Annotated in this window: 22 protein-coding genes and 2 pseudogenes; 6 read left to right on the top strand and 18 right to left on the bottom strand. The window is 60.5% G+C overall.

Annotation, left to right across the window (positions count from 1 at the left end):
• Positions 1-17: 17 nt before the first annotated feature.
• The 5 genes and pseudogenes from O3W47_RS00635 to O3W47_RS00655 all read right to left on the bottom strand — a co-directional run bounded on the left by O3W47_RS00635 (position 18) and on the right by O3W47_RS00655 (position 6,139).
• Positions 18-1,376 carry an NAD(P)H-dependent oxidoreductase gene (locus tag O3W47_RS00635; protein WP_065116564.1) on the bottom strand — a complete coding sequence of 453 codons (1,359 nt, stop codon included), beginning with the start codon at positions 1,374-1,376 and terminating at the stop codon, positions 18-20.
• A 262-nt stretch (positions 1,377-1,638) separates the two neighbouring features.
• A complete protein-coding gene (locus O3W47_RS00640) occupies positions 1,639-2,652 on the bottom strand; it encodes a LacI family DNA-binding transcriptional regulator (protein ID WP_269313692.1) in 1,014 nt (337 codons plus the stop codon).
• A gap of 114 nt (positions 2,653-2,766) precedes the next feature.
• Positions 2,767-3,777: a D-altritol 5-dehydrogenase gene (locus O3W47_RS00645; protein ID WP_269312692.1), complete on the bottom strand. Its 1,011-nt coding sequence runs from the start codon at positions 3,775-3,777 to the stop codon at positions 2,767-2,769.
• A gap of 16 nt (positions 3,778-3,793) precedes the next feature.
• Positions 3,794-4,562: pseudogene (locus O3W47_RS00650) on the bottom strand (galactitol 2-dehydrogenase).
• 263 nt (positions 4,563-4,825) lie between these two features.
• The gene (locus tag O3W47_RS00655; protein ID WP_170986022.1) at positions 4,826-6,139 is read right to left on the bottom strand and encodes an ABC transporter substrate-binding protein; all 1,314 of its coding nucleotides are present in this window, start codon (positions 6,137-6,139) and stop codon (positions 4,826-4,828) included.
• A gap of 311 nt (positions 6,140-6,450) precedes the next feature.
• Here O3W47_RS00655 and O3W47_RS00660 point away from each other — a divergent pair, with 311 nt between their 5' ends.
• The 5 genes from O3W47_RS00660 (at position 6,451) to O3W47_RS00680 (ending at position 11,576) form a co-directional block, all read left to right on the top strand.
• Positions 6,451-7,458 carry a tagatose kinase gene (locus O3W47_RS00660; RefSeq protein WP_269312693.1) on the top strand — a complete coding sequence of 336 codons (1,008 nt, stop codon included), beginning with the start codon at positions 6,451-6,453 and terminating at the stop codon, positions 7,456-7,458.
• Complete coding sequence (locus tag O3W47_RS00665) at positions 7,455-8,732, top strand: D-tagatose-bisphosphate aldolase, class II, non-catalytic subunit (RefSeq protein ID WP_269312694.1); 1,278 nt, start codon at positions 7,455-7,457, stop codon at positions 8,730-8,732. The genes O3W47_RS00660 and O3W47_RS00665 overlap by 4 nt, the downstream gene beginning before the upstream one ends.
• 123 nt (positions 8,733-8,855) lie before the next feature.
• Complete coding sequence (locus tag O3W47_RS00670; protein WP_269312695.1) at positions 8,856-9,728, top strand: carbohydrate ABC transporter permease; 873 nt, start codon at positions 8,856-8,858, stop codon at positions 9,726-9,728.
• Positions 9,729-9,740: 12 nt separating this feature from the next.
• The gene (locus O3W47_RS00675; protein ID WP_065116739.1) at positions 9,741-10,565 is read left to right on the top strand and encodes a carbohydrate ABC transporter permease; all 825 of its coding nucleotides are present in this window, start codon (positions 9,741-9,743) and stop codon (positions 10,563-10,565) included.
• A 12-nt stretch (positions 10,566-10,577) separates the two neighbouring features.
• Positions 10,578-11,576, top strand: coding sequence for an ABC transporter ATP-binding protein (locus O3W47_RS00680; RefSeq protein WP_269312696.1), 999 nt, complete (start codon positions 10,578-10,580; stop codon positions 11,574-11,576).
• A gap of 274 nt (positions 11,577-11,850) precedes the next feature.
• Here the strand turns inward: O3W47_RS00680 and O3W47_RS00685 are convergent, their stop codons facing one another.
• From O3W47_RS00685 to aztA, 10 genes and pseudogenes are all read right to left on the bottom strand, one after another.
• Positions 11,851-12,927: an ABC transporter ATP-binding protein gene (locus O3W47_RS00685; protein WP_269312697.1), complete on the bottom strand. Its 1,077-nt coding sequence runs from the start codon at positions 12,925-12,927 to the stop codon at positions 11,851-11,853.
• A 4-nt stretch (positions 12,928-12,931) separates the two neighbouring features.
• Positions 12,932-13,762: a carbohydrate ABC transporter permease gene (locus O3W47_RS00690; protein WP_035228147.1), complete on the bottom strand. Its 831-nt coding sequence runs from the start codon at positions 13,760-13,762 to the stop codon at positions 12,932-12,934.
• Between the two features lie 3 nt (positions 13,763-13,765).
• Entirely contained in the window at positions 13,766-14,710 is a 945-nt protein-coding gene (locus tag O3W47_RS00695; protein ID WP_003525091.1) for a carbohydrate ABC transporter permease, read from the bottom strand.
• A 151-nt stretch (positions 14,711-14,861) separates the two neighbouring features.
• Positions 14,862-16,121 carry an ABC transporter substrate-binding protein gene (locus O3W47_RS00700; protein WP_127758036.1) on the bottom strand — a complete coding sequence of 420 codons (1,260 nt, stop codon included), beginning with the start codon at positions 16,119-16,121 and terminating at the stop codon, positions 14,862-14,864.
• Between the two features lie 38 nt (positions 16,122-16,159).
• The gene (locus O3W47_RS00705) at positions 16,160-17,332 is read right to left on the bottom strand and encodes a PLP-dependent transferase (RefSeq protein WP_065117691.1); all 1,173 of its coding nucleotides are present in this window, start codon (positions 17,330-17,332) and stop codon (positions 16,160-16,162) included.
• Positions 17,329-18,021: a FadR/GntR family transcriptional regulator gene (locus O3W47_RS00710; RefSeq protein WP_048902873.1), complete on the bottom strand. Its 693-nt coding sequence runs from the start codon at positions 18,019-18,021 to the stop codon at positions 17,329-17,331. The genes O3W47_RS00705 and O3W47_RS00710 overlap by 4 nt, the downstream gene beginning before the upstream one ends.
• 223 nt (positions 18,022-18,244) lie before the next feature.
• A complete protein-coding gene (locus tag O3W47_RS00715; RefSeq protein ID WP_269312698.1) occupies positions 18,245-18,718 on the bottom strand; it encodes a ribonuclease H family protein in 474 nt (157 codons plus the stop codon).
• A gap of 125 nt (positions 18,719-18,843) precedes the next feature.
• Complete coding sequence (aztC, locus tag O3W47_RS00720) at positions 18,844-19,869, bottom strand: zinc ABC transporter substrate-binding protein AztC (protein WP_269312699.1); 1,026 nt, start codon at positions 19,867-19,869, stop codon at positions 18,844-18,846.
• Between the two features lie 28 nt (positions 19,870-19,897).
• A complete protein-coding gene (aztB, locus tag O3W47_RS00725) occupies positions 19,898-20,764 on the bottom strand; it encodes a zinc ABC transporter permease AztB (protein ID WP_135399193.1) in 867 nt (288 codons plus the stop codon).
• Positions 20,757-21,588: pseudogene (gene aztA, locus O3W47_RS00730) on the bottom strand (zinc ABC transporter ATP-binding protein AztA). Before aztA ends, aztB begins: the two are co-directional and overlap by 8 nt.
• A gap of 298 nt (positions 21,589-21,886) precedes the next feature.
• Here aztA and zigA point away from each other — a divergent pair.
• Positions 21,887-23,092, top strand: coding sequence for a zinc metallochaperone GTPase ZigA (gene zigA / locus O3W47_RS00735; protein WP_080820728.1), 1,206 nt, complete (start codon positions 21,887-21,889; stop codon positions 23,090-23,092).
• 156 nt (positions 23,093-23,248) lie between these two features.
• Here zigA and O3W47_RS00740 read toward each other — a convergent pair whose 3' ends face one another.
• The 3 genes from O3W47_RS00740 to O3W47_RS00750 all read right to left on the bottom strand — a co-directional run bounded on the left by O3W47_RS00740 (position 23,249) and on the right by O3W47_RS00750 (position 25,158).
• Positions 23,249-23,686, bottom strand: a complete 438-nt coding sequence (locus tag O3W47_RS00740; RefSeq protein ID WP_080820726.1) for a YqaA family protein — start codon at positions 23,684-23,686, stop codon at positions 23,249-23,251.
• A gap of 90 nt (positions 23,687-23,776) precedes the next feature.
• Complete coding sequence (locus tag O3W47_RS00745) at positions 23,777-24,055, bottom strand: hypothetical protein (RefSeq protein WP_269312700.1); 279 nt, start codon at positions 24,053-24,055, stop codon at positions 23,777-23,779.
• Positions 24,052-25,158: a CobW family GTP-binding protein gene (locus tag O3W47_RS00750; protein WP_269312701.1), complete on the bottom strand. Its 1,107-nt coding sequence runs from the start codon at positions 25,156-25,158 to the stop codon at positions 24,052-24,054. The genes O3W47_RS00745 and O3W47_RS00750 overlap by 4 nt, the downstream gene beginning before the upstream one ends.
• Positions 25,159-25,329: the final 171 nt, after the last annotated feature.

Here is a 25,329-nt window from a genome sequence, read left to right on the forward strand (position 1 = left end):
GTCCTCTCTCCCGTCCATTACGCCGCGGCGTCCTTTTGCGGACGGAACTGGTTTTCCATGTCCTGGCGCAGCTTCACCACATCGAGATCATTGACCAGTTCCACATCGTCGAAGCTGACGATCTGGTCTTTCTTGATGGCGCGCTTCAGCTTGACATTATGGGCAAGGCCGATCGGCAGCGCCTTGATGTCAAGGCTGCGGGTGGCCGGAATGGCGTTCGCCCAGACCGCGTAACCGCCCTCGCCGTCGAGCATCTCGCCGGGCTGCATGTCCTTCTTCGCCGTAGCGACGGCATCGCCGCGGAACTCCCTGGAGCAACCGGTCGCTTCGTTGCGCAGCACGGCGGAAAGCACGCTGATCGAGGTTTCCAGCCCGATGATGTGAAACGGACGCCACATGGAAGCGTACCAGCCGGAGGGATCGGTCAGCAGGCCATATTGCTTGAAGCAGGCCCGGGCATATTCATTATGCGCCTTGAAGGTGACGAAAACGCCGTAGCGAATGTTGTTGAACACCTCGCGTCCGTCCGGCTCCTGGCTCGCAGCAATATCGACCAGACCGGAGCGCGACATACGGCCGCCATCGGCAGCGGGACGGAAAACGCGGGCGAGATCGTGCAGGCCGGCGGGCGGGAAGGCCAGACCGTCATCCGGGCAATCCAGCCCCGTGCCGTTGGCGACCGCCGCCATTTCGATGGCCGCCTTGGTGCCGTCGGTGAAGGAATTGTACATTTTCGGATTGAAGTCGCCCTTGGCCACTTCCTCGTCGGTCCAGCCGAAATAACCCCAGACCGTGTCCGGCGTCGAATAACGGTAACGGGGCTCGAAATTCATGCCCTTGCCGGCGGAAACGACCTCGAAGCCGGTGGCGCGCGCCCAGTCGACCAGCTCGCAGATCAGCGCCGGCTGGTCGCCGTAAGCCATGGAATAGATCAGGCCCTTGGCCCGGGCCTTTTCAGCAAGGATCGGCCCGACCATGACATCGGCTTCGACATTGACCATGACGACGTGCTTGTTGTGCTCGATGGCGCCCAGTGCATGGCGCGCGCCGGCCAGCGGATGACCGGTCGCTTCGATCACGCATTCGATCTCGCCGCAGGCGAAAAGCTCGTTCACATCGTCGGTCACATAGGTCTTGCCGCTCTTCAGCGCATCGGCGCAGCTCGTCGCGTCGTAACGCTCCTTCGGCCAGCCGACGCGGTCAAACGATTCCCTTGCCTTGCCGACATTGAGGTCTGCGACGGCGACCATGTGGAAACCGGCGATGCGCTGCGCCTGCGCCAGCACCATGGAGCCGAACTTGCCGGCACCGATGAGACCAACCCGGACAGGTTTGCCGCCGGCTGCACGCGCTGACAGAAGAGAATAGAGATTCATGTTTTGACATCCTTCGCTGGGGAAATTGCTGGCGAGAATGTCCAGACTGCCCGGCGAAGGCCATGCGATACCGAGGCAGCGAAGGTTCACCCCTCGCGGCGCTGGCCACATGACGTTTCTGCGTTCCTCCCGGATCCCGGCACGCCTTTGCGCCGGCTCTCGCGGTCGCCTCCCAAAGCAACCTTGAGACCAGAGTAGGAGCGTTCAGATATTAGTTCTATTTAGAAAATCAGATTTTTTGTTTAGTTTATCTAACGAACCATCAGGCCGATTTGCGCAGCATCAGATCGGCGCTGAGCAGGATGCGTTCACGCATCCGCGTCGTGTCATCCGTCTCATCATCCAGCTTCTGCAGCAGAAGCTCGATCGACAGCCTGCCGATCTCGTTATAATTCTGCGCCACCGTGGTAATCGGCGGGCAGGCATAACGCGACAGAGGATGATCGTCATGGCCGGCGACCCTGAGATCGTAATCAGCGCCATGGCCAACCTTGATGCCTTTCTGGTAGGCGGCGGCGATGACGCCGAAGGCGATACGGTCATTGGCGCATAAAATGGTGCGCGATGGCAAATGCCCTGCCCCATCCAGCAGCCGGCTCGCCTCATCAAAGGCGAAACGCTCGAAATCCCAGGTGACGATGCCGGGAACATCGATGACATGCGGCTCGAAGCCCAGACGCTGCATCGCCTCCTCATAGGCCGTGCGGCGTGTCGCAGCGTTGGTATTGACCTGCGGCATATCGAAGAAACAGGGCGGTTCGCCCGAACGGCAGAGATAATCCACCATCAGCCCGACACTCTGGCGATTGTCCGTGCCGACAAAGGCCGAAGTCTCATCCAGCGGCGAATCGACATAAACGATCGGAATGCTGGCCGCGAGCTGCTCCAGCGTGGCGCGATGGGATTTGACGCCGAGCGGCGCGATGATGGCGCCCGCCACATTCATCGACTTGAAGGTGCGGATCGCCCGGTCCTCGATTTCCGCCTTGCCATCCGAAGACAGCACGAAGGCAAGGAACCCCGCCTCGTTGGCGATGAGTTCGATGCGGCTCGTCAGCGCCATGTAGAACGGATCGGTGGAGTTCGGAATGATGATGCCGATGATATTGGAACGGCGGCGGTTGAGGTTGACGGCGAATATATTCGGCCGAAAACCCGATTTCTTCAGCGCATCCTCGATGGTGTCCCGCGTTTTCTTGCGGACCGAGGCGGGATCATTGAAGTATTTCGAAACGGTCGGGCGGGAAAGGCCGACGAATTCCGAAAATTCTTCCATCGTCCTGATAGATTTGGCCAAAGTGCTTGCCCCCATGAAATATTACATGTGGTACTCTATATCGACCGGCCTTCGCACGAAAAGCCGGTCGAATGGTTATCAACGGCCAAACGATCATTCGGCCGCAAACTGCACTTTCATCGTCGCCGGATCAGACGGTTTTTTCGTAAAGAATGGCAGCATTTCCGAAAGCGGCAGCCGGTGCGACACCAGCCGCGCCATAAGATCACCATCCGTCTCCAGAATGGCAAGCGCCTGCGGTATGTTGCGGTTCAGAGAATGTGAGCCGACAAGCTTCAACTGACGCCGGAAGATCTCGAAAGGCGCCACCGAAATGCGGGCATCCGGCGCGCAGACGCCGAAAAACAGCGCGGTGCCGCCATCCGCAACCAGCGGGATCATCGCTTCGGCAACAGCGGCAATACCCGTCGCGTCGGCCACAAAATCGAAAGACTTCTGTTGCCGCACGAGCGCTTCCGAGCCCGACACCGCCACCTTGAGCCCAAGACTTTCGGCAAAGGCCAGCCGGCTTTCATTGATATCGGCCATCGTCACCGTCTGAATGCCACGCGCTTTCAGCGACAGGGCAAGCAGCAGACCGATGGGACCGGCGCCAAACACCAGCGCGCTTTCCGGCACCACGCCACTCTCACCGATGCCAGCGCTCTGCATGCCGTTGACGACGCAGGCGAGCGGTTCGGCCAGTGCCGCGACATGATAGGGCATCGAACCGATGCCGTGCAGGTGATCCGCACGCACCACACTGAATTCGGCAAAGCCGCCATTGTGGGAAACGCCATAGGCCTTCAGCGTGCTGCAAAGGTTGGTCAGCCCCTTCCGGCAACTGGCGCAGGTGCCGCAGGGCAGATTGGGATCGACCACCACCCGGTCTCCGATCGCAAACCCCGCCACGTCGGCGGCCACGGCCGCAACCTCGCCGGCATATTCATGCCCCGGAATGACGGGAAACGCACCGTCGCCGTAACGCGCATGCAGCACGTCTATATCGGTGTGGCAAAGCCCCGAAGCCTTGACCCGCACAAGCGCGTGACCCGGCGGCAGATCGGCGACGGGGAGTTCCGCCAGCACGGCGCGTCCCTTCTCGACGAATTGAATGGCATGCATGGTCATCTCCGGCTTTTCAGCTCATCCAGTTGCCGCCGTCGACATTGTATGTCTGGGCGAGAATATAATCGCTGTCGGCGGAGGCGAGGAAAACCGCCAGCCCCTTGATGTCATCAGGCGTGGCGAAACGGCCGATCGGCACGGATTTGGCCACCGCCGCCTTCTTCTCGCCGGGCTTTAAGCCTTCCCATTTGGCGAAATGCGCATCGACCACTTCCCAATGCTCGCCATCCACGACGCCGGGCGCAATGGCGTTGACATTGATGCCGTGCTTGACGAGCGCCAGCGCCGCCGACTGCGTGGCGGAAATGATCGCCGCCTTGGAGGCGCAATAAAGCGTCACCAGCGCCTCGCCGCGCCGGCCGGCCTGGCTTGCCATATTGATGATCTTGCCGCCGCGCGCGCTCGATCATGACATTGGAGACAGCCTTCATCATGAACAGCGGGCCCTTGAGATTGATGTCGAACACCCGCTCATAGCTCTCTTCGGTAATGCCGTTGATCGGCGCCATATCGAAGATCGCGGCATTGTTGACGAGAATATCGATGCCGCCGAACTCCTCATCCACCGCCTTCACCACCGCATCGATCTGAGCGAGGTCGGTAACATCCAGCCGCACCGCCTTCGCCGAAGGGCCGATGGCGGCGGCAGACGCCGTGGCGCGGGCAATATCGATATCGGCGATGATGACCTTTGCGCCCTCATCGGCGAAAGCCTGCGCAAAACCAAGGCCGATACCGCGGGCAGCGCCGGTGATCAGCGCAACCTTGTTGTTCAATCTCATGTCGATCTCCGTAATGCATGGCGGGTCAATTGGCCATGCTCGTTTGTTGTTCGATGCTTTTCCTCACTCCCCTCATTCCTGTGCTTGTCACAGGAATCCAGCCGACGCGGCTCTCACGCGGCGAGAGAGTCCTTCCAGCCCAAAGACTTGGGCTGACTGGATTCCTGTGACAGGCACAGGAATGAGGGAAGAACTGGCCCTCAATCCCCACCCATGCCGCCCGCCACCAGAAGGCGAACGGGCGGCACGCCGGGAGGACGCGGCTACTTGATGTAGCCCGCGCGGGTCATGTCACGTTCGACCTGCTTCTGCGCGCCTTCGAGCGCCGCATCGACGGTCTGCTGGCCGGAAAGGGCTGCCGCGATCTGCTGGCCGACAACCGTACCGATGGACTGGAATTCCGGTATGGCGACGAACTGCACGCCGGTATAGGGCACCGGATCCTTGGTCGGCTTGGACGGATCGGCAGACATGATCGCCTTCAGTACCGTATCCGCGAAAGGCGCGGCCTTCTTGTATTCCGGCAGCTCATAGGTGGATTTGCGCGTGCCCGGCGGCACGGCCACCCAGCCCTCGCTTTCACCAACCGTCTTCACATAGGACTTCGAAGTCGCCCATTTGACGAAGGACTTGGCGGTTTCAAGCTTCTTCGTGCTGTTTGGAATTGCAAGGTTCCAGGACCACGACCAGCTCGAACCGTTCGGCGTTACCTCGACCGGAGCACGCGTAAACGCGGTCTTGTCGGCAACCTGGCTCTGCTTGGGGTCATAAACGCGGCCTGCCGCCGAGGTGGCGTCGATCCACATGGCGCAACGGCCAGATGAAAACAGCGTCTGGTTTTCATTGAAGCCGTTGGCGGCCGCACCGGGCGGGCCGTAGGAGGTCATCAGCGCCACATAATCCGCAATCGCCTTTTTCCACGGCTCGCTCGTCAGCTGCGGTTTCCAGTCCATGTCGAACCAGCGGCCGCCATAGGTATTGATCATGGTGCCGAGGAAGGCCATGTTTTCGCCCCAGCCCGGCTTGCCGCGCAGGCATATGCCATATTGCTGTTTCGACTTGTCGGTCAGCTTGGCGGCAAAATCCTTGATCTGGTCGTACGTCGGATTGTCAGGCATCTTCAGGCCGGCGGCGTCGAACAGATCCTTGCGGTAAAGCGTGAACGAGCTTTCGGTATAGAACGGCACGGCGTAAAGCTTGCCGTCCACCGTCAGGCCCTTTTTGATCGGGTCGAGCAGATCGGCATAATCATAATCGTCGCCGAGATCGTCGACGGGCGCCAGCCAGCCCTGCTTGCCCCAGATCGGCGCTTCGTAACCGCCAATGGTCATGATGTCGAACTGGCCGCCATTGGTGGCGATATCGGTGGTGACGCGTTCGCGCAGAACATTCTCTTCCAGCACGATCCAGTTGATCTTATTGCCTGTTTCCTTCTCCCAGGCGCTGGAAAGCTTCTGCATGATGATCATGTCGCCATTGTTGACGGTGGCGATGTTGATCTCTTCCGCCTGCGCCAGCCCGGCCAGAAGCCCGGCTCCAACCACAGACGACGACAGAATTGCAATGAATTTGCTCATGATACCCGCTCCTCCTTTACGGATGTCTACGCATAACAATACATGCGTAAAATTTTTATCTCGCAAAACTCGCTCTATTGTCAACATCCGAAAATAAATCGGGGCATGGAGATATAGTGGCGCACGCCAATAAACCGCTGTTTTAAAACATATAATATCGCAAAAAATTATTTGCAGAGGCGCCTTCACTGCTGCGACGCAACAAAATTTTTATCGTTCAATATATTGACGCGCGTAAATTTTTGAATGATATCCGAAAAGCATAGGCCCTTGGAACGGTGGAATTTGCATCCGCAAAGAACGGGAGCCGAATGCATATGGAGGAGACGATGAGGCAGACATCCGCACTGGCGCCGCACACGAAAGGCCCGACCATCACGGCGGGGGAAATCCTAGTGGAAATCATGGCGACGACGGTGGGCAGCGGCTTTCTGGAGCCGCAGGCGCTGATCGGCCCGTTTCCGAGCGGCGCACCGGCCATCTTCATCGACCAGGTGGCGCGCTGCGGCGGAGCCGCCGGCATTATTGCGGCGGTGGGTGACGACGATTTCGGCCGGCTCAATGTCGAAAGGCTGCGCGGCGATGGCGTCGATGTCTCGGCCATCGCCACCATAGCCGACCGGCCGACGGGCAGCGCCTTCGTGCGTTACCGGGAAAACGGCGCAAGGGACTTCGTTTTCAACATTGCCCATTCGGCGGCCAGCGAAACGCATATGACCGATGAAGCACAGGCTCTTATCGAAAAAGCGGGCCATGTGCACGTCATGGGATCGGCCTTTGCAATTGCCGGCATTGGCGAAATCATTCTCGAAGCCATCAGGAGCGTCAAGGCGCGCGGCGGCTCGGTCTCCTTCGATCCCAACATCCGCAAGGAACTGGCGCAGGACGATGCCGGCCGCAGGCTGATCGACGATCTGCTTGAGATTACCGATCTTCTCCTGCCCTCCGGCGAGGAACTTCAGGCGGCCTCCGGACTGGATGACGAGGACGCGGCAATTGAAAAGCTGCTTGCGTCCGGTATCGGCGAAATCGTTCTGAAACGCGGCGCGGATGGCGCAAGCCATTTCAGCCGCGCCCATGGACGCATCGACGTCCCCGGCTTGCGGGTCCGCGAAATCGACCCGACCGGTGCCGGCGACTGTTTCGGCGCAACCTATCTCACCTGCCGTCGCCTCGGCATGCATCCGCAAAAGGCACTCACCTATGCCAATGCCGCCGGCGCGCACAATGTCACCCGCCGCGGCCCGATGGAGGGCGCCGCCAGCCTTTCCGAACTCGACACCTTTCTGACCGCGCAACTGTCGGAGGAAATCCTGTGACCGGTATACTCGAAAATCTCGCCGCCGCGCGCCGCTCCGGCAAGCCCGCCGGCATCACCTCCGTCTGCTCCGCCCATCCCGTGGTTCTGCGCGCCGCAATCCGCCGCGCCGCCACCGGCAAGACACCGGTGCTGATTGAGGCAACCTGCAATCAGGTCAATCACCTCGGCGGTTATACCGGCATGACGCCACGGGACTTCGTCAGCTTCGTCAACAGCATTGCCGAGGAGGAAGGACTGCCCCGCGAACTGGTGATTTTTGGCGGAGACCATCTCGGTCCCAATCCCTGGCGCAGGGAACCGGCGGAGGAGGCTCTGACAAAAGCCGCCGCCATGGTCGAGGCCTATGTGACGGCGGGTTTTCGCAAGATCCATCTCGATGCCTCCATGGGCTGCGCCGGTGAGCCGGCGGCGCTGGACGACGACACGATAGCCAACCGCGCCGCCAAACTTGCCGCCGTTGCCGAAAAGGCGGCCACCGATGCCGGCCTGCCCAAACCGCTTTATATTCTCGGCACCGAAGTGCCGGTGCCTGGCGGTGCCGACCATGTGCTCGACACGGTTGCGCCAACGCAGCCGCAGGCGGCGCGCAACACCATCGACCTTCACCGCGAGATATTCGCGCAGCACGGTCTTTCACAAGCCTTCGAACGGGTCATCGCTTTCGTCGTGCAGCCGGGCGTGGAATTCGGCAGCGACAATGTCGTCGCTTATGATCCGCAGGCCGCAGAGGCGCTGAGCGCCGTTCTGGACGGCGAACCGCAGCTGGTGTTCGAGGCCCATTCCACCGATTACCAGACCGAGCCTGCCCTTGCCGCACTGGTGCGCGACGGATATCCGATCCTCAAGGTGGGTCCGGGCCTCACCTTCGCTTACCGGGAAGCGCTTTATGCGCTTGATATGATCGCATCCGAAATGGTCGGCACCTATGGCGACCGACCGCTGGCACGGACCATGGAAAAACTGATGTTGAGCGCGCCGGGCGACTGGCAGGGCCATTACCATGGCGACGACATCACGCTGCGATTGCAGCGCCACTATAGTTACAGCGACCGCATCCGTTATTACTGGACGCGGCCGGAAGCGTTGCAGGCCGTTTCCGCCTTGCATAAGGCGCTGGATGGGAAGACAATTCCCGAAACCCTGCTGCGCCAGTATCTCGGCGAATTACCGCTCGCCACAGTTGCGGGCGAAGACGCGGAAGAGATTTTGATCGCGGCTGTGGATCAGGTTCTGGCGACCTATCACGCGGCGACGGGCGAAGGCCGCCACTGACGGCAATCATAAATCCGGATGCCCCTGCGGCAGAGGCCGCCGGAGCGAAATGGGGGAAGTGCGAGCGGTTTCATCTGAAGTCCCGCTCAAACTTATAACTGTATCCGTGAGGGAGGACGACTAATGGCAACTCGAAACACGAGCGGTCTGGCGCGGGTTATGCTTGCGCCATCGGTGCTGTTATTGCTGGTGTGGATGATCGTGCCCCTGGCGATGACGCTGTGGTTCTCGTTCCAGAACTACAATCTCCTCAACCCGGCCAATGTCAGCTTTGCGGGCCTGTTCAATTACCAGTATTTCTACATCGACCCGGCCTTCTTCCAGTCGATCTGGAACACGCTTTTGATCGTCGGCGGCGTGCTTGCGATCACCGTCATCGGCGGCATCGCCATTGCGCTCCTGCTCGACAATGACATTTTCGGCCAGGGCATCGTGCGCATCATGATCATCTCGCCCTTCTTCGTCATGCCGCCGGTGGCCGCATTGGTGTGGAAGAACATGATCATGCATCCCGGTTACGGCGTGCTTGCCGATCTCTCGCGCTTCTTCGGCCTGCAGCCGGTCGACTGGTTTGCGCAGTTTCCGCTGCTCTCCATCATCATCATCGTCGCCTGGCAATGGCTGCCGTTTGCGACGCTGATCCTGCTCACCGCCCTGCAGTCGCTCGATGGCGAACAGAAGGAAGCCGCCGAGATGGATGGCGCCAACTTCGTCAACCGCTTCATCCATCTGACGCTGCCGCATCTGTCGCGCGCCATCACCGTCGTCATTCTGATCCAGACGATCTTCCTGCTCGGCGTCTACGCGGAAATCCTCGTCACCACCAATGGCGGACCGGGTTATGCCTCCACCAACCTCGCCTTCCTCATCTATCGCACCGCGCTTCTGGGTTACGACGTCGGCGGCGCTTCGGCCGGCGGCATCATCGCCGTCATCCTCGCCAATATCGTCGCCATCTTCCTGATGCGCGCCGTCGGCAAGAACCTCGACCGGTAAAGGGGAAACATCATGGCCCGCAAGACAACCACACGTGCGAAGATCGGCTTTTCCATCGCGGCCTGGGCCGTGGCGCTGTTGCTGTTCTTCCCGATCCTCTATGCCTTCCTCACCTCGCTCAAGACCGAACCGGAGGCAATCGCCGGCTTCAGCCTCATTCCCTCGGGCACCTTCGAGAATTACGTGACGGTCCAGACCCAGCGCGATTACTTCAAGCCGTTCATGAACTCGGTGGTGCTGTCGCTCGGCTCGACGATCATCGCGCTGATCATCGCCATTCCTGCCGCCTGGGCCATGGCGTTCTCGCCGACCAAGCGCACCAAGGACATCCTGATGTGGATGCTCTCCACCAAGATGATGCCGGCCGTCGCCGTGCTGGTGCCGATCTACCTGATCTTCCGTAATGCCGGCCTGCTCGATACCCGCATCGGGCTCACCATCATGCTCACCTTCATCAACCTGCCGATCGTCATCTGGATGCTCTACACCTACTTCCGGGAAATCCCCGGCGAGATCCTCGAGGCAGCCCGCATGGATGGCGCGTCGCTGTGGAACGAGATCGTCCATGTGCTCACACCAATGGCGGTGCCGGGCATTGCCTCGACGCTGCTCTTAAACGTCATCCTTGCCTGGAACGAAGCCTTCTGGACGATCCGGCTGACGACCACCAATGCAGCGCCGCTGACGGCCTTCATCGCCTCCTTCTCAAGTCCGCAGGGGCTGTTCTGGGCAAAACTCTCGGCCGCCTCGATGATGGCGATCGCCCCCATTCTCGTCATCGGCTGGTTCTCGCAGAAACAACTCGTGCGTGGCCTGACCTTTGGCGCCGTGAAATAAGGAACGACAAACATGGGCAGCATTTCCCTTCAGAACGTGTCCAAGCTCTTCGGTGAGGCGAAAGTCATCCCGTCGATCGATCTCGATATCAACGACGGCGAGTTCGTCGTCTTCGTCGGCCCGTCCGGCTGCGGCAAGTCCACGCTTCTGCGCCTCATCGCCGGGCTGGAAGACGTCTCCGGCGGCAAGATCGTCATCGACGGCAATGACGCCACCGAAAAGGCCCCGGCCGAGCGCGGCCTTGCCATGGTGTTCCAGTCCTATGCGCTTTATCCGCATATGAGTGTCAGGAACAACATCGCCTTCCCGCTGAAGATGGCCAAGCTCGACAAGGCGGTGATCGACAAAAAGGTGGAAGATGCCGCCCGGGTGCTGAACCTTACCGATTATCTCGAGCGCCGGCCCTCGCAGCTGTCGGGCGGCCAGCGCCAGCGTGTCGCCATCGGCCGCGCCATCGTACGCGAACCTTCCGCCTTCCTGTTCGACGAGCCGCTTTCCAACCTCGATGCGGCGCTGCGCGGCACCATGCGGCTGGAAATCTCAGAACTGCACAACACGCTGAAGACGACGATGATCTACGTCACACACGACCAGGTGGAAGCCATGACCATGGCCGACAAGATCGTCGTGCTCAACCGCGGCAATATCGAGCAGGTCGGCTCGCCGATGGAGCTTTACCGCTCCCCCGCCAACCTCTTCGTCGCCGGCTTCATCGGCTCGCCGCGCATGAACCTCATCACCGGCGACTTCGCCCGCAGCAAGAACGCCACCACCGCCGGCGTGCGGCCGGAGCATCTGGTGCTGTCGAAGGAAAGCGGACTGTGGCAGGGCAAGGTGACGGTGGCCGAACATCTCGGATCGGATACCTTCCTGCATCTCGAGGTGAACGGCATCGGGCCGATTACCGCCCGCACTGACGGCGAGTTCGAATGCAGGCATGGCGATACCGTGTTCATCACGCCCGACGAGACCAAGATACACAGGTTCGATGAGAAGGGTGTGGCGATCTAGGTGCTGGCTTTCACAAGGTTTTTCATTCACAGCGGACCCGCAGGCGCGTGGAGCTTACCCCCTCTGCCCTGCCGGGCATCTCCCCCTCAAGGGGGAGATCGGCAAGAGGCTCTTTCATCGCTTCATTCGCAAGCTTAGAGATGTGCGAGACTTTGCCGCAGATCGATCTCCCCCTTGAGGGGGAGATGCCCGGCAGGGCAGAGGGGGTAAGGCCGGAATGACGAAGGTGGGTGTGCAACCGCCCAGGAAATATTCCTGGGTACTATGCCGAACCTCACGCCTCCCCGATCCTCACGCCATTCCTGTCGAAGACATGCAGCCTTTCCTGCGGGAAACCGACCCGCAGGGATTTACCCGGCTGCAACAATGCCCGGTCTGATGAAAACAGCTTGAAGGGCAATCCATGCACCGTGAGGTGCAGGATGACGCCGAGGCCGGTCGGCTCGACCAGATCGACAGTCGCTTCCACACCGCCTTGAGCCGGTGCTACGGTCACATGTTCCGGGCGGATGCCGAGCGTGACCGGCTCGCCATCGGCGAGGTCCACTTCCCGGCCAAGCGCCAGACGCGTGCCGTCACCCAGCACGACGAAACTGCCGCCATTCTCCTGTCCGAGCCGTCCTTCGAGGAAATTCATGCCGGGCGAACCGATGAAACCGGCGACGAAAAGATTGGCCGGGCGATCATAAAGATCGAGCGGCGCGCCGATCTGCTGCACATGGCCGGCATTCATGGCGACGATACGTGAGGCAAGCGTCATCGCCTCGATCTGGTCATGGGTGACGTAAACCGAGGTTGCGCCAAGATCGGCATGCATGCGTTTGATCTCGGCCCGCATCTGCTCGCGCAGCCGGGCATCGAGGTTGGATAGCGGCTCATCGAACAGGAAGGCCTTTGGCTGGCGCACGATGGCGCGGCCCATGGCGACACGCTGACGCTGGCCGCCGGAGAGCGCCTTCGGGCGGCGGGCGAGATAGGGATCGAGGCCGAGTTTTGCGGAAGCACCGGCCACCGCCGCAGCGATGGTTTCTTTCGGGCTGCGGCGCAGGCGCAGGCTATAGCTCATATTGTCGGCGACGCTCATATGCGGATAGAGCGCATAGGACTGGAAGACCATGGCGATATCGCGATCCTTCGGCCGGCGATCATTGACGCGTTCGCCGTCGATGGACAGGTCGCCGGACGTTATCTCTTCAAGGCCGGCGATCATGCGCAGCAGCGTCGATTTTCCGCAGCCGGAGGGGCCGACAAGGACGATGAACTCGCCATCCCTGATATCAAGATCGACGCCATGCAGCACGGCGAGGTCGCCATAGGTCTTGCCGACATTCTTCAGCTCGATGGAAGCCATGGGATTATCCTTTCACCGCGCCGGCCGTCAGGCCCTGCACGAGATAACGTTGAATGAGCAGGAAGAAGAGGCAGGCCGGAATGAGCGCCAGAACGCCCGCCGCCATCATCTGCCCGAAATCGACGGAGAATTTCGAAACGAAGGTCAGAAGGCCAACCGGGAAAGTGGCGCTCTGGTTGCCGGAAATCAGCATCAGCGCAAACAGAAGCTCGCTCCACGCGGCGGTGAAGACGAAACCGAGCGTCGCGGCGATGCCCGGCAGCGTCAGCGGCAGGATGATCTGGCGGAAGGCCGTAAACCGGCTCGCCCCGTCGATCATCGCCGCCTCTTCCAGATCCTTCGGAATGCCATCGAAGAACGACTGCATGAGGAAGGTGGCGAAAGGCACGTTAAAGGCGGTGTAGACGATGACGAGGCCCGTCAGGCTGTTGGTGAGGCCGAGCGGCGACAGCATCTTGAAGATCGGCGCGACCAGCATGACCAGCGGAAACATCTGGGTGATCAGCATTAGCGCGACGATCCAGTATTTGCCCTTGAAACGGAAGCGTGACAGCGCGTAACCCGAGAGCGAAGAAAGTATCGTTACGGCAATTGCCGTGGAGCCCGCGACGATGACGCTGTTCTTAAAAAACGTCGGGAAGGCACTGTTTTCTATGACGAAACGATAATGATCCCATGTCGCCCGCGATGGCCACATCCTCACACCTTCGCTATAGAGCAGATCATTCGGCGTCACGGACACCTTGAGCAGCCAGAACAGTGGGAACAGTGCAAAGGCGATATAGGCAAGAATCGCCAGACGATGGGCAAGGGTGAGAAATATCCTTGATGTCATCGGTCAGTCCTTCTCGATCAGGCGCTGGCGCAGCAGCACGATCAGCATGGAATAGGCAAGCAGCAGTACTAGCAGGACCAGCGCGATGGCCGAGGCATAACCGAAATCCAGCCGCCGGAAGGCCTGCGTGAAGATGTAGCTGGCGACGATCTGCGTGCGGTCGGCCGGCCCGCCATTGGTCATGACGATGATGAGATCGGCGAAATTGGCGATCCAGACGGTGCGCAGCAGGATGGTGATGGCGATGGTGGGCGCCAGAAACGGCAGAGTGATGGAGGTGAAACGCTGCAGCGGGTTGGCCCCGTCAATTTCCGCCGCCTCATAAAGATCGCGCGGGATGGCCTGAAGTGCGGCCAGCAAGGTGATGGCGAAGAAGGGAATGCCCCACCAGACATTGGCGATGATCGGCCCCCACATGGCAAGCTGCGGATCGGCGAGTATATTGTTGGGCGCGGATAACAGCCCGAGCGAGACCATCCAGTGCGGCAGCGGCCCGATGACCGGGTTGAACAGCCATGCCCAGTTGAGACCGGCAAGGAAGGTCGGCACGGCCCATGGCAGAAACACCAGCGCCTGCGCCAACCCCCTGCCCGCAAAGGGTTTATCGAGCAACAGCGCCAGAATGAGGCCGAAGAAGAATTGCAGGAAAACCGAAGCACCCGTCCACCACAGTGTATTTTTCAGCGCCCGGTAAAAGGCCGCATCCTGCGACAGCGCCTCCAGATGTTTGAGACCAACAAAACCGCCGGAGAACGGATTGAGCAGCTGCACATCGCGAAAGGCATAGGAGAGGCCGAGTACCAGCGGCACCAGCATGACGGCGACGATGAGCACCAGCACCGGCGCGCTGTAAAGCCACGGTTCGGCCCAATCGGCAAACCGCCGCATCGCAGGCTTGCCGGCCGGTTTGCGCGCAGCCACCGGCCCGGCGCCATGGGCATAGGACATTGTATCGCTCCCTGATCGGACGACGGAACGGACGGGTTTTCCAGCCTCACGGCTTACCGATCCGAAAAATTTCTATGAAAAGGCCTGTCGTAGCGAAGGCCGGCAAGACCCGCCGCACGGGCATGTGCGCCCGCACGGCCGGTCAATGTCGTTACTTCGAGGCCAGGAACTTCTGCTGTGCCTTGGTCATGTAATCAGCCCATTGCTTGGCAAGGTCTTCCGGCGTGATGTCGCCGAGCAGCGCTTCCTGCGATGTCTTGATCACAAGCGAGTCCTTGAAGAAGGCGAATTCCTCAAGATAGGTCGGCATCGTCGTCGGCACGGCGTTCTTGTCGGCCAGTTCGTCGAACCAGCCCTTGAACTGCTCGCTGGCATAGAAGGGGTCCTTCTCCGCCGACTTGTGCACCGGCAGCGCGCCGGTCTTCTTGTTCCACTCGATATTGCCTTCCGGCCCTTCAAGCGTCTCGATCAGCTTCCAGGAAAGGTCCTTGTTTTCGGATTTCGACATCATCGACCAGCCGGCGAAGCCGATCGTCGGGAAGGTCTTGCCGTCAGGTCCCTTGGGCATGGTCATGACGCCGAAATCTTCCGGCTTCATGCGCTGGGCAATGGCGATAAGTGCATCCGGGTCCTGATCGAGGAAAGCGCAGGTGCCGGAATAAAAGCCGGCGACGATCTCGTTGAAGCCCCAGTTGACGCTGTCCTTCGGCGCATAACCGTTCTTGTAGAGATCGATCACATAGGTCAGGCCCTTCACCCAGCCGGGGCTGTCGAAGGTGGAGGTGCCGTCCTTGGTGAAGAACTCGTTCGAACCGGCCATGGATGCGCCGAACATGACCCAGCCGTTGAGGCCGCCCGGGCCGCCGCGCAGGCAGTAGCCGGATTTGCCGGGAAGGGCTGCGACCTTCTTGGACGCATCGGCAAATTCCTCAAGGGTCTTCGGCGGCTCCTTCACGCCGGCTTCGGCCAGCAGTTTCTTGTTGTAGAACATGGCGCGCAGGTAGAAACCATAGGGCAGCATATAGGCCGTGTCTTTGACATCGCGGCCGAGTTCCAGCGTGCGCTCGCTCAGGCCCGCGGTGTGCTCCCACTTGGCAAGATAGGGCTCAAGGCTCTCCAGCATGCCGTTATTGGCATAAAGCGACAGCCATGTGTCGGGCATTTCCATCACGTCAGGCACATCGCCAGCCGAGACCATGGTGGCGAATTTCTGAAAGGCTTCGCTCCACGGCAGGGAGATGATTTCCACCTTGGTGCCGGGATTGGCGGCCTCGAATTTCGAGACGATGCCTTTCAGCGTTTCCGTCCGCTCGGGACTTGTGATGACCTCGACCAGTTTCAAGGTCGTGTCCGCCAGCGCCGTTCCGGTCATCAGGGCGGTGAAGATTGCTGCTGTTACCAGTTTTTTCATGTCGTTCTCCCCTTTTTTGTCGTCAGTTTAAAAACGCGTCAGGCGGCAGAGGCCGCCTTGATCGCGGGTTCGAGATCGTTCCAGAGGGCTTCCGTGCCCTCCAGCCCGACATGCAGGCGCACCGAACGCGCGCTGATGCCGAAGGTGTGGGCAGAGTTTGGCTGCGCCTTCTGTTCGAGCACCACTTCGCCGGGGACGATGAGGCTTTCATGCCCGCCCCAGGAAACACCCAGTTTGAAAAGCTTGAGGCGGTCGGCAAAAGCGCGCACATCCACCCCTTCCCTGAAGATGAAGGAAAACAGGCCCGAGGTGCCGTGAAGGCCGGGCGGCAGACGGTTCGCCAGCCCCGGATGGCAGACCTTCTCCACCACATCCAGCGCCTGCAGGCGGGTAGCGATCTCAAGCGCCGAGGCCTGATGCGCCTTCATGCGCAGCGGCAGGGTGCGAAGCCCGCGAATGAGCAGCCAGGCATCGAAGGGCGACATCTTGCCACCGAGATAGGGATAGGTTTCCGCCCGGATGCGGTCGATCATCGCCTTCGAGCCGGCCACCACGCCGGAGACCACATCGCTATGGCCGCCGAGATATTTCGAGGCCGAATGTACGACGAGATCGACGCCGAGCGAGATCGGCTGCTGGAAGACCGGGCTTGCCCAGGAATTGTCGATGACGGTGACGGCACCATGCCGCTTGCCGATGGCGGCAAGCGCACCGACATCATGGGCTTCCATCACCCAGCTCGTCGGGCTTTCCATGTAAAACAGCTTTGCGCCCGGCATCGCCTTTTCAACCGCCGCCTCATCGCGGCCGTCGACATAGGTCACCTCGATATTCATGCGCTGCATGAAGGTGCCGAACAGGCGGAATGCATCGGGATAGACATGGCGCACGGCGACGATCCGGTCGCCCGGCGAAACGAAGGAGAGCACGGTGGAGGAAATGGCCGACATGCCGCTTGCAAAACCGAGCGCATCTTCGGCCCCTTCCAGCTTCGCCAGCATCTCCTCAAACAGCCGCACGGTGGGGTTCAGCCCGCGCGTATAGACCGGCCGCACCTTTTCACCGCGATAGGTGGAAACCATTTCGTCATAGCTGGAAAAGGTGAAAAGCGAGGTCTGCACGATGGGCGGCACCACGGCTTCAAAAGCGTGGGCCTCGTCATGCGCAACGATAAATGAGGCGGGATCGAAGAGATCGTTGCCATGGTTCATTTCGACATGTCCTTGATATCCTCCTCGACGACGGCGAGGATTTTCAGTGTTTCTTCACGGGCGGTCTCGGCATCACCGGCGGCGATGGCGTTGAACAGCGTGCGGTGAAAGGGAAAGGAGCGGCCGGCAAAATCCGGGCGGTCGAACGGCTTCGACCAGAAGCGTTCGAAGCCTTCGCGCATCTGCTCCAGAAGCTGCTTGAACAGCGTATTATGGGTCGCGTCGTAGATCGACAGATGGAAGGCAAGGTCGGCCTTGCCGGAGGTTCCCTCGGCCAGATGCACCCGCTCCATCTCGTCAAGCCGCGCTTCCATCGTGGCGATATCGTCTGCCGTGCGGCGGCGCGCAGCCGCCATGGAGGCTTCCACCTCGATGCCGCGCCGCACTTCCAGCGTCATCAGCAGCGCATCGCGCAGGCTTTCGGCATCGATGGAAATCGGCATATGCACGGTGGCAGCGGAAATCGGCTTCAGCAGATAATTGCCGCTGCCCTTGCGGCTGTCGATGACACCGAGCGCCTGAAACTTGCGAATGACTTCACGGATGGTGGAGCGGCCGACGCCCAGCGCCGCCATCAGTTCCCGCTCCGCCGGCAGCCGGTCTCCAGCCTTCAGCCCTGCACGCTCCACATAGTCGGAAAGCGCGGCCTCCACCTGGCGCACGCGGTCGCTCGGCGGAATCGGCTGCATGAGTTCCCGGCTGGACCTGTCCAAGACGCACCCTCTAAATTGGTCTGACATCTTACCATTTCAAACGGGATGTCGATTGTCAACCAGCAAGGCCCTGCACACCATTCGGTTGGAGTCGCGAAAGAGTACCGGCGCAACCGCTCGATACGAAAAAAGGTAGAGACGGGGGATGGCTGAAGTGAAGAGATTGACGCGCCGAGTCACGGCGACTGACGGCCGCCGGCTAAAGTACCGTCGCGCGGGCCACTCCACGCGCCAATGCATCGGCATGCTCGTTGCCGACAGTGCCGGAATGCCCTTTGCACCATTCTACAACCACATGGGGATGCCGCTCCAGCAGGCTGTCGAGCTGCTGCCAGATCTCCCTGTCGGGAATCGGTCTTCGGCGGGTACGCTGGTTGGGCGTGATCCGCTTCCAGCCGTTGTTGCGCCAGATCGCCCTATATCGGCGGCAGCCTTCGATGACATGAACGGCATCCGTCCAGAGCGTGACTGACCGCGTTGGCGCTTCGGCGACGACCCACGACATTGCGTTGAGGACGGCGAGGACTTCGAAAGTATTGTTGGATGTGCCGACAGTCCTGCCTGAAGCGGAATGGACTTGGTGGCCCGCTTCATGAACCACGAACGCCCATCCTCCGGATCCGGAGGCATCGTCGAAGGAACCGTCAGTGAAGATGTGAAGCGCATCGGACATGAGGAGGGGTTTTAGCACCAATATGGAAATCGCTAAAGGAAGAGTTCCAGGGCCATTGCATAAACACAAATGCAGAGAGGGCGGCACAAGCCGCCCTCCCCGAACTCACAGCGATATGGTCAAACTTACTGGCCGAGCACAGCCGCCGTGATCGTCTCGATATTGTGGTTGATCATGTCGATATAGGTCGCAGCCGGGCCGTCAGCGGTCGAAAGCGCGTCGGAATAGAGCGTGCCGCCAACCTTCAGGCCGGTTTCGCTGGCGATCTGGTCGATTAGCCGCTTGTCGGTGATGTTTTCGACGAAGATCGCCGAGGCCTTGTCGTGCTTCACCTGATCCACCAGCTTGGCGACATCGGCGGCCGAGGCTTCGGATTCCGTCGATACGCCTTCGGGTGCGAGGAAATTCAGGCCATAGGCATGCTCGAAATAACCGAAGGCGTCATGCGAGGTGATGATGACGCGCTTTTCCGGCGGGATGGCGGCGATCTCGGTCTTCACCTTCTCGTTCAGAGCGGCAAGCTTGGCGATATAGGCGTCCGAATTGGCGGTGTATGTGGCGCAACCGGCCTTGTCGACCTCGCAAAAGGCGCCGGCAATGTTCTTCACGTAGATTTCGGCGTTCCTGATCGACTGCCAGGCATGCGGGTCGAACTCGCCGTGATGGTGGTGACCTTCATGACCGTGGTCGTGATCATGGGCCTCGGCGGTCTCGTGTTTGTGGCCGGCTTCCTCTGCCTTGTGGTCGTGACCTTCCTCTTCCTCGGCTTCCGGATGGGCGTGACCTGCCGGCTCTTCGGAAAGCTTGAGCGGCTCCACACCCTTGGTCAGTTCCACCACCGGCGCCTTGGTGCCGCTGGTGTCGATCAGCCGCTTGAGGAAGCCTTCGAATTCCAGACCGTTGACCAGCACCACATCCGCCTTGCTGACGGCGACGGCATCGGCCGGGCGGGGTTCATAGACATGGGCGTCGCCATCCGGCCCGACCAGCGTGGTGATTTCGACGCGGTCGCCGCCGACGTTTTTCGCGAAATCGGCGATGATCGAGAAACTGGCAACGACCTTGAGTTCGGCGGCGGACGCCTGCGCCATCAGAGCCGGGGAGAGGGAAAGAAGGCTGACGCCGGTGGCGAGACGGAGGGTTTTGAACATGAGGGTTCTCCTTTTTCGAACGCTGTTTTCAGGCCGTCCTGTGACGGCCGGAACCGAGAAGATCGCTGAGCACGCCGCGCGTGCCGATGAGGATGGAGAGCGCATAAATGACGCCCGCGGAAAGGATGATCGCCGGGCCGGATGGCAGCGACGCGTGATAGGACAGAAGCAGGCCGGCGAAGCAGGACACCATGCCGATGCCGATGGAAATGAAGCACATGGGCGCGACACGGTTGGACCAGAAGCGGCTGGCGGCGGCGGGCAGCATCATCAGCCCGACGGAGAGCAACGTTCCCAGCGCCTGAAAGCCGCCGACCAGATTGAGCACGACGATGGCAAGGAAGAGGAAATGCACCGGGCTGCCCCAGTTGCTGACCGAGCGCAGAAACAGGGGATCGAGGCATTCCGCCAGCAGCGCCCGCCAGAAGGTTATCATCACCAGAAGCGTTACGATGCAGATGCCGCCGATCAGGCCGAGCGCTTCATTGTTCAGCGCCAGTACGGTGCCGAACAGCACATGCATCAGATCGACGCTGGAACCGCGCCATGAGACGAGCAGCACGCCGAGCGCCAGCGAGATCAGATAAAAGGCGGCAAGCGAGGCGTCTTCTTTCTGGATGGTGAAGCGTGACACAGCGCCTGCACCCAGCGCGACCAGAAGGCCGACGGCCAGCCCGCCAATGGTCATGGGCAGGATTTCCAGCCCGTAGAACAGAAACCCGACCGCCGCTCCCGGCAGGATGGCGTGAGACATGGCGTCGCCCGTCAGGCTCATGCGGCGCAGCATCAGAAACACACCGACCGGGCCGCAGCTGACGGCAAGGATCAGCGCACCGGCAAGCGCACGCTGCATGAAGACATACTGCACGAAGGGTTGGATGAAGATATCAGCCATGGACATTTGAATTCGCGTGGGAGTGGGGATGGGAATGGGAATGCGGGTGCCGCCTGCGGACTTGCCCCGACAATCTGCAGCGAAGGCGCCTCGGCCGGTTCGCACCAGGGAGCATTTTCCTCCCACGCTTCGTGGAAATGCCGCGCCTGCCGGATGTTCTCCGCCTTCAGAACTTCGGCTGTAGGACCAAGGCCGACAAGCTTTCGGGCAAGGAACAGGGTCTCCGGAAAATGCTGCCGCACGAGCTGAAAGTCATGAAGGACGGCCAGAACCGTGCGTCCCTCCGCCACCCATGATTTGATCAGGACCATAAGGTCGGAAACTGTGCGCTCGTCGACGGCATTGAAGGGTTCATCGAGCAGGATCAGCTGCGCATCCTGCAACATGGCGCGGGCAAACAGGGCGCGCTGCATCTGCCCGCCGGAAAGCGAGTCGATATTGCGCCTCTCAAAACCGGAAAGCCCGACCGCCTCCATCACGCGGTCCATCGCCGCCCGGTCTTCGGGACGGTGGCGGCCAAGCAGGCCGCGTTTCGGCCAGAGACCAAGCGCCACCAGATCCCGCACCTGCGCCGGAAAAGAGCGGTCGAGTTCCGATTGCTGCGGCAGATAAGCGACGGACAGATCTGGGCTTATCCGGCATTCGCCGCCGAGCGGCTTCAAAATGCCGGCAATGCCTTTCATCAGCGTCGATTTTCCAGAGCCATTGGCGCCGACCACCGCAGTGAGCGAGCCTCTGGCGATATCGCCATTCAGATGATGCACAGCCGCGCGGCCGGCATATCCAAGCGTCAGGTTTTTGAAGGCGAGGCACGGATCGCTCATCGATCCCTCCGGGGCAGGATGTCATTCGATGGTCCTTGATATGTAATGTTATTACATTCGTCAAACGAATATGTAATGAAATAACATTAACTATCGGAAAGATACGTTGCGCTTCGCATAAGCAGCAGCCCCCGCATTGCGGGACGCTTTTTTTCCGTCGCCCGTTGACAGGCGGTCAATATGTAATGTTATTACGTTACAAAACAAAGACGGGGCAGCACCGAACCCGTCATTTCCAGATCGTGTGCGTGTGGCCGCCATGAGGTCCACGCGAGCTTTGCCAGAGAACGAGGTCCATATGTCGCAAAAACTTCCCGTCACCGTGCTTTCCGGCTTTCTCGGCGCCGGCAAGACGACGCTTCTCAATCATATTCTCGCCAATCGCGATGGTCTGCGCGTGGCGTTGATCGTCAACGACATGAGCGAGATCAATATCGACGCCGCACTGGTGCGCGATGGCGGCGCCAATCTCTCCCGCACGGAAGAGCAATTGGTGGAAATGACCAATGGCTGCATCTGTTGCACGCTGCGCGACGATCTCCTGACGGAGGTGCGGGCGCTGGCCGAACAGGGCCGTTTCGATTACCTGCTGATCGAATCCACCGGCATCGCCGAGCCGCTTCCGGTGGCCGCGACCTTCGATTTTCGCGATGAAAACGGCCGCAGCCTTTCCGATGTTGCACGTCTCGACACCATGGTGACGGTGGTGGATGCCGCCAATCTTCTCAACGATTACGGCTCGTCCGATTTTCTGGCCGACCGGGGCGAAACGGCGGGCGATGGCGACAACCGCACCATCGTCGACCTTCTGGTGGAGCAGATCGAATTTGCCGATGTCGTCGTCCTCAACAAGATCGGCACCGCGACACCGGAGGAGCGGGACGCCGCCCGCAAGATCATCGTCGGGCTGAACCCGGATGCGAAACTTATCGAGGCCGATTTCGGCAAGGTGGCGCTGAATGAGGTTCTCGGCACCGGCCGTTTCGATTTCGCCAGGGCCGAAGAACACCCCCTGTGGTTCAAGGAATTGCACGGCTTCAAGGACCATATTCCCGAAACCGAGGAATATGGCATCCGCTCCTTCGTTTACCGCGCCCAAAAACCCTTCGACCCCGTGCTGTTCCAGCGCTTCATCGACCGCGCCTGGCCAGGCGTGGTGCGCGCCAAGGGCTTTTTCTGGCTGGCGACGCGTCCGCGTTATGTCGGCGAGATCAGCCAGGCCGGCGCGTTGGTGCGCACCGGCAAGATGGGCCTGTGGTGGTCCGCCGTGCCGAAGGAGCAATGGCCGCGCGAAAAGCAGTTCCTCGATATGATGAAGCCCTATCTCGATCCGGTCTTCGGCGACCGCCGGCAGGAAATCGTCTTCATCGGCTCCGATCCGATGAACGAGGCGCGCATCCGCGCCCAGCTCGATGCCTGCCTGATCGATACCGAGGCATTCACACCGGATGCATGGCGGCACCTGCCCGATCCTTTCGCAAGCTGGGACAGGCAGGCGGCTTGATCGATAGCTACCGATGCGAAGCATCTGTAAGCCGTCACCCCGGACTAGGTCCGGGGTCCAGCGCGATCAAGTCCTTGATCGCGAGAGACTCTTTTCACGGCGCAGACGCGCCGTGGCTGGATGCCAGATCTAGTCCGGCATGACAGAGGAGAGGCTTTATAGAAAATTCAGCGTCACCAGCGCCAGAACGAGATAACGCCCGACCTTGGCGATGGTGACCAGCAGCAGGAAGACCGGCAGCGGTTCCTTCATGATGCCGGCGGCGACCGTCAGAGGATCGCCGATCAGCGGCGCCCAGCTGAGCAGCAGGGACCATTTGCCATAGTGCCGATACCAGTTCTGGGCGCGCTCCAGCGCCGCCTCCCCGACCGGAAACCAGCGTTCATGCCGAAAGCGCTCGATGCCGCGGCCGAGCAGCCAGTTGACGAAGGAGCCGGCGACATTGCCGGCGCTGGCCACGGCGACCAGCAGCCAGATGGGCTGTGATTTCAGAAGGATGAGGCCGGCCAGTGCGGCCTCCGACTGCATGGGCAGAATGGTCGCCGCGATAAACGCCGTCAGGAACAAACCCGCATATACCGCCAGATCGGCCATTGCCCGCCCTTTATCATCCGCGAATCTCACGGTCTTGCCGAAGTGCCGGAAGACGCTCTTGCCGTCAAGCGGGCGATATTTCACACGGCCTTACGGCACATCGGCGGCAATGGCCCCGAGGATATCATGGCGGGCTACATCCAGCAGCGCCTTGTGAACCGACAATTGCCGGGTACTGCCGGATGCGGACATAATGAGGATCACGGTTTCCTTCGGCGGGCAATTCGGCAACGCGCAGGCGATCTCGTGGACGGAAACAATGTCGTCTTCTGAAAGAAACAGCAGTTCCCGCGTCCAGTCCTTCATGATGCGGGCCTGCGAGACGATCGCAGAGCCGCTGCGCGCAAGCGGATTCGTTTTTAGCGTCATCGGAATACCTTTCGCCCCGCCTGCGCGGCCAATGTGTCGAAGAGAGCGCGGATCGGCCGCTGCGGCATATCCATGCCGATCAGCACGATGCGCGTGGAACGATTACCATCCGGCCAGCGCTCCAGCCGGGTCAATGGATAAAGCCGGTGCTGCACCGCATGGGCGACAACCGGCCGCTCCGGGGCATCCGTTGCGCCGAAAACTCCCTTGAGTCGCAGCAGGCCGGAATGCACATTGCTGGTGACGAGCTCCAGAAAAGTGACAATCGCCTGCGGATCGAAAGCGCCGTCAAAGGTAAGATCGAAAGCCTCGACCCCGACGCCATGGCGATTGATATCGTGCCGATGGGCGGCATGAAGGCTCAGCCTGTCGGCCGCAAGCCACCCCGGCGCATCCTCCGGCTTGCCGCGCAGCGAATAATCCGACGCTGCAAACAACGACATCAGATCGAAATCGGCCGCATTGCGGTCATGGAACGAGGCCGCAGGATTGAGATCGGCGAGGCTTTCGCGGTCCACGGCTGCGGCATCGGCAAGATCGGTTTTCGTCAGAACGATATGGTCGGCAAAGGCAAGCTGTTTCCAGCCTTCGATAAAGCTGTCGAGCATCGCCGGGCCGGAGACAACGTCGAAAGCCGTGACCACGCCTGAAAGGTGGAAATGCCGGCCCACGATGTGATCGCGCAGGCCAAGCGCCGGCGTGCCGCCGGCGATCAGGCTGTTGATGATCGGCGCGGGATCGGCAAGGCCGGTGGTTTCGATGACGACCCGCGATACTTCCGGCATCATCCCTTCCAGAAAGGCCTGATGCAGCTCGTAAAGCGAGGTGCGGATATCGCTGGTGGCCGTGCAGCAGATGCAGCCCGTCGTCGTTCTGAAATATCGTTCAGAACCCGTTCGCACCAGACCGTGATCGATGGGCACCGAGCCGAATTCATTGACGATGACCGCGGCATCGCGCATGGCCGGCTCAGTCAGAAGCGCGTTCAGCAACGTCGTCTTGCCCGCGCCCAGAAAGCCGGTCAGCAGGGTAACCGGCACCGTGCGGACAGGTGGCGCGACGGCCGAATCTTGCCCGGAACCGACCGCCTTTTTCCGCTTCATTCCGAACACATCCGCACCTTCGACATCCATAAATTCACCGCACCATAATACGTAATGTAATAACATATCAATGGCGATTGTTGGATTTCGGCGGGAGTCAATCCCGCATCCGCACGCCGCCAACGGCAGGGCGCATGAAAAAACCATGGAACGAAGGAAATGGAATAATAA

Origin of the sequence: Agrobacterium sp. LMR679 (assembly GCF_027157905.1) — a bacterium.
Lineage (GTDB): Bacteria > Pseudomonadota > Alphaproteobacteria > Rhizobiales > Rhizobiaceae > Agrobacterium > Agrobacterium leguminum.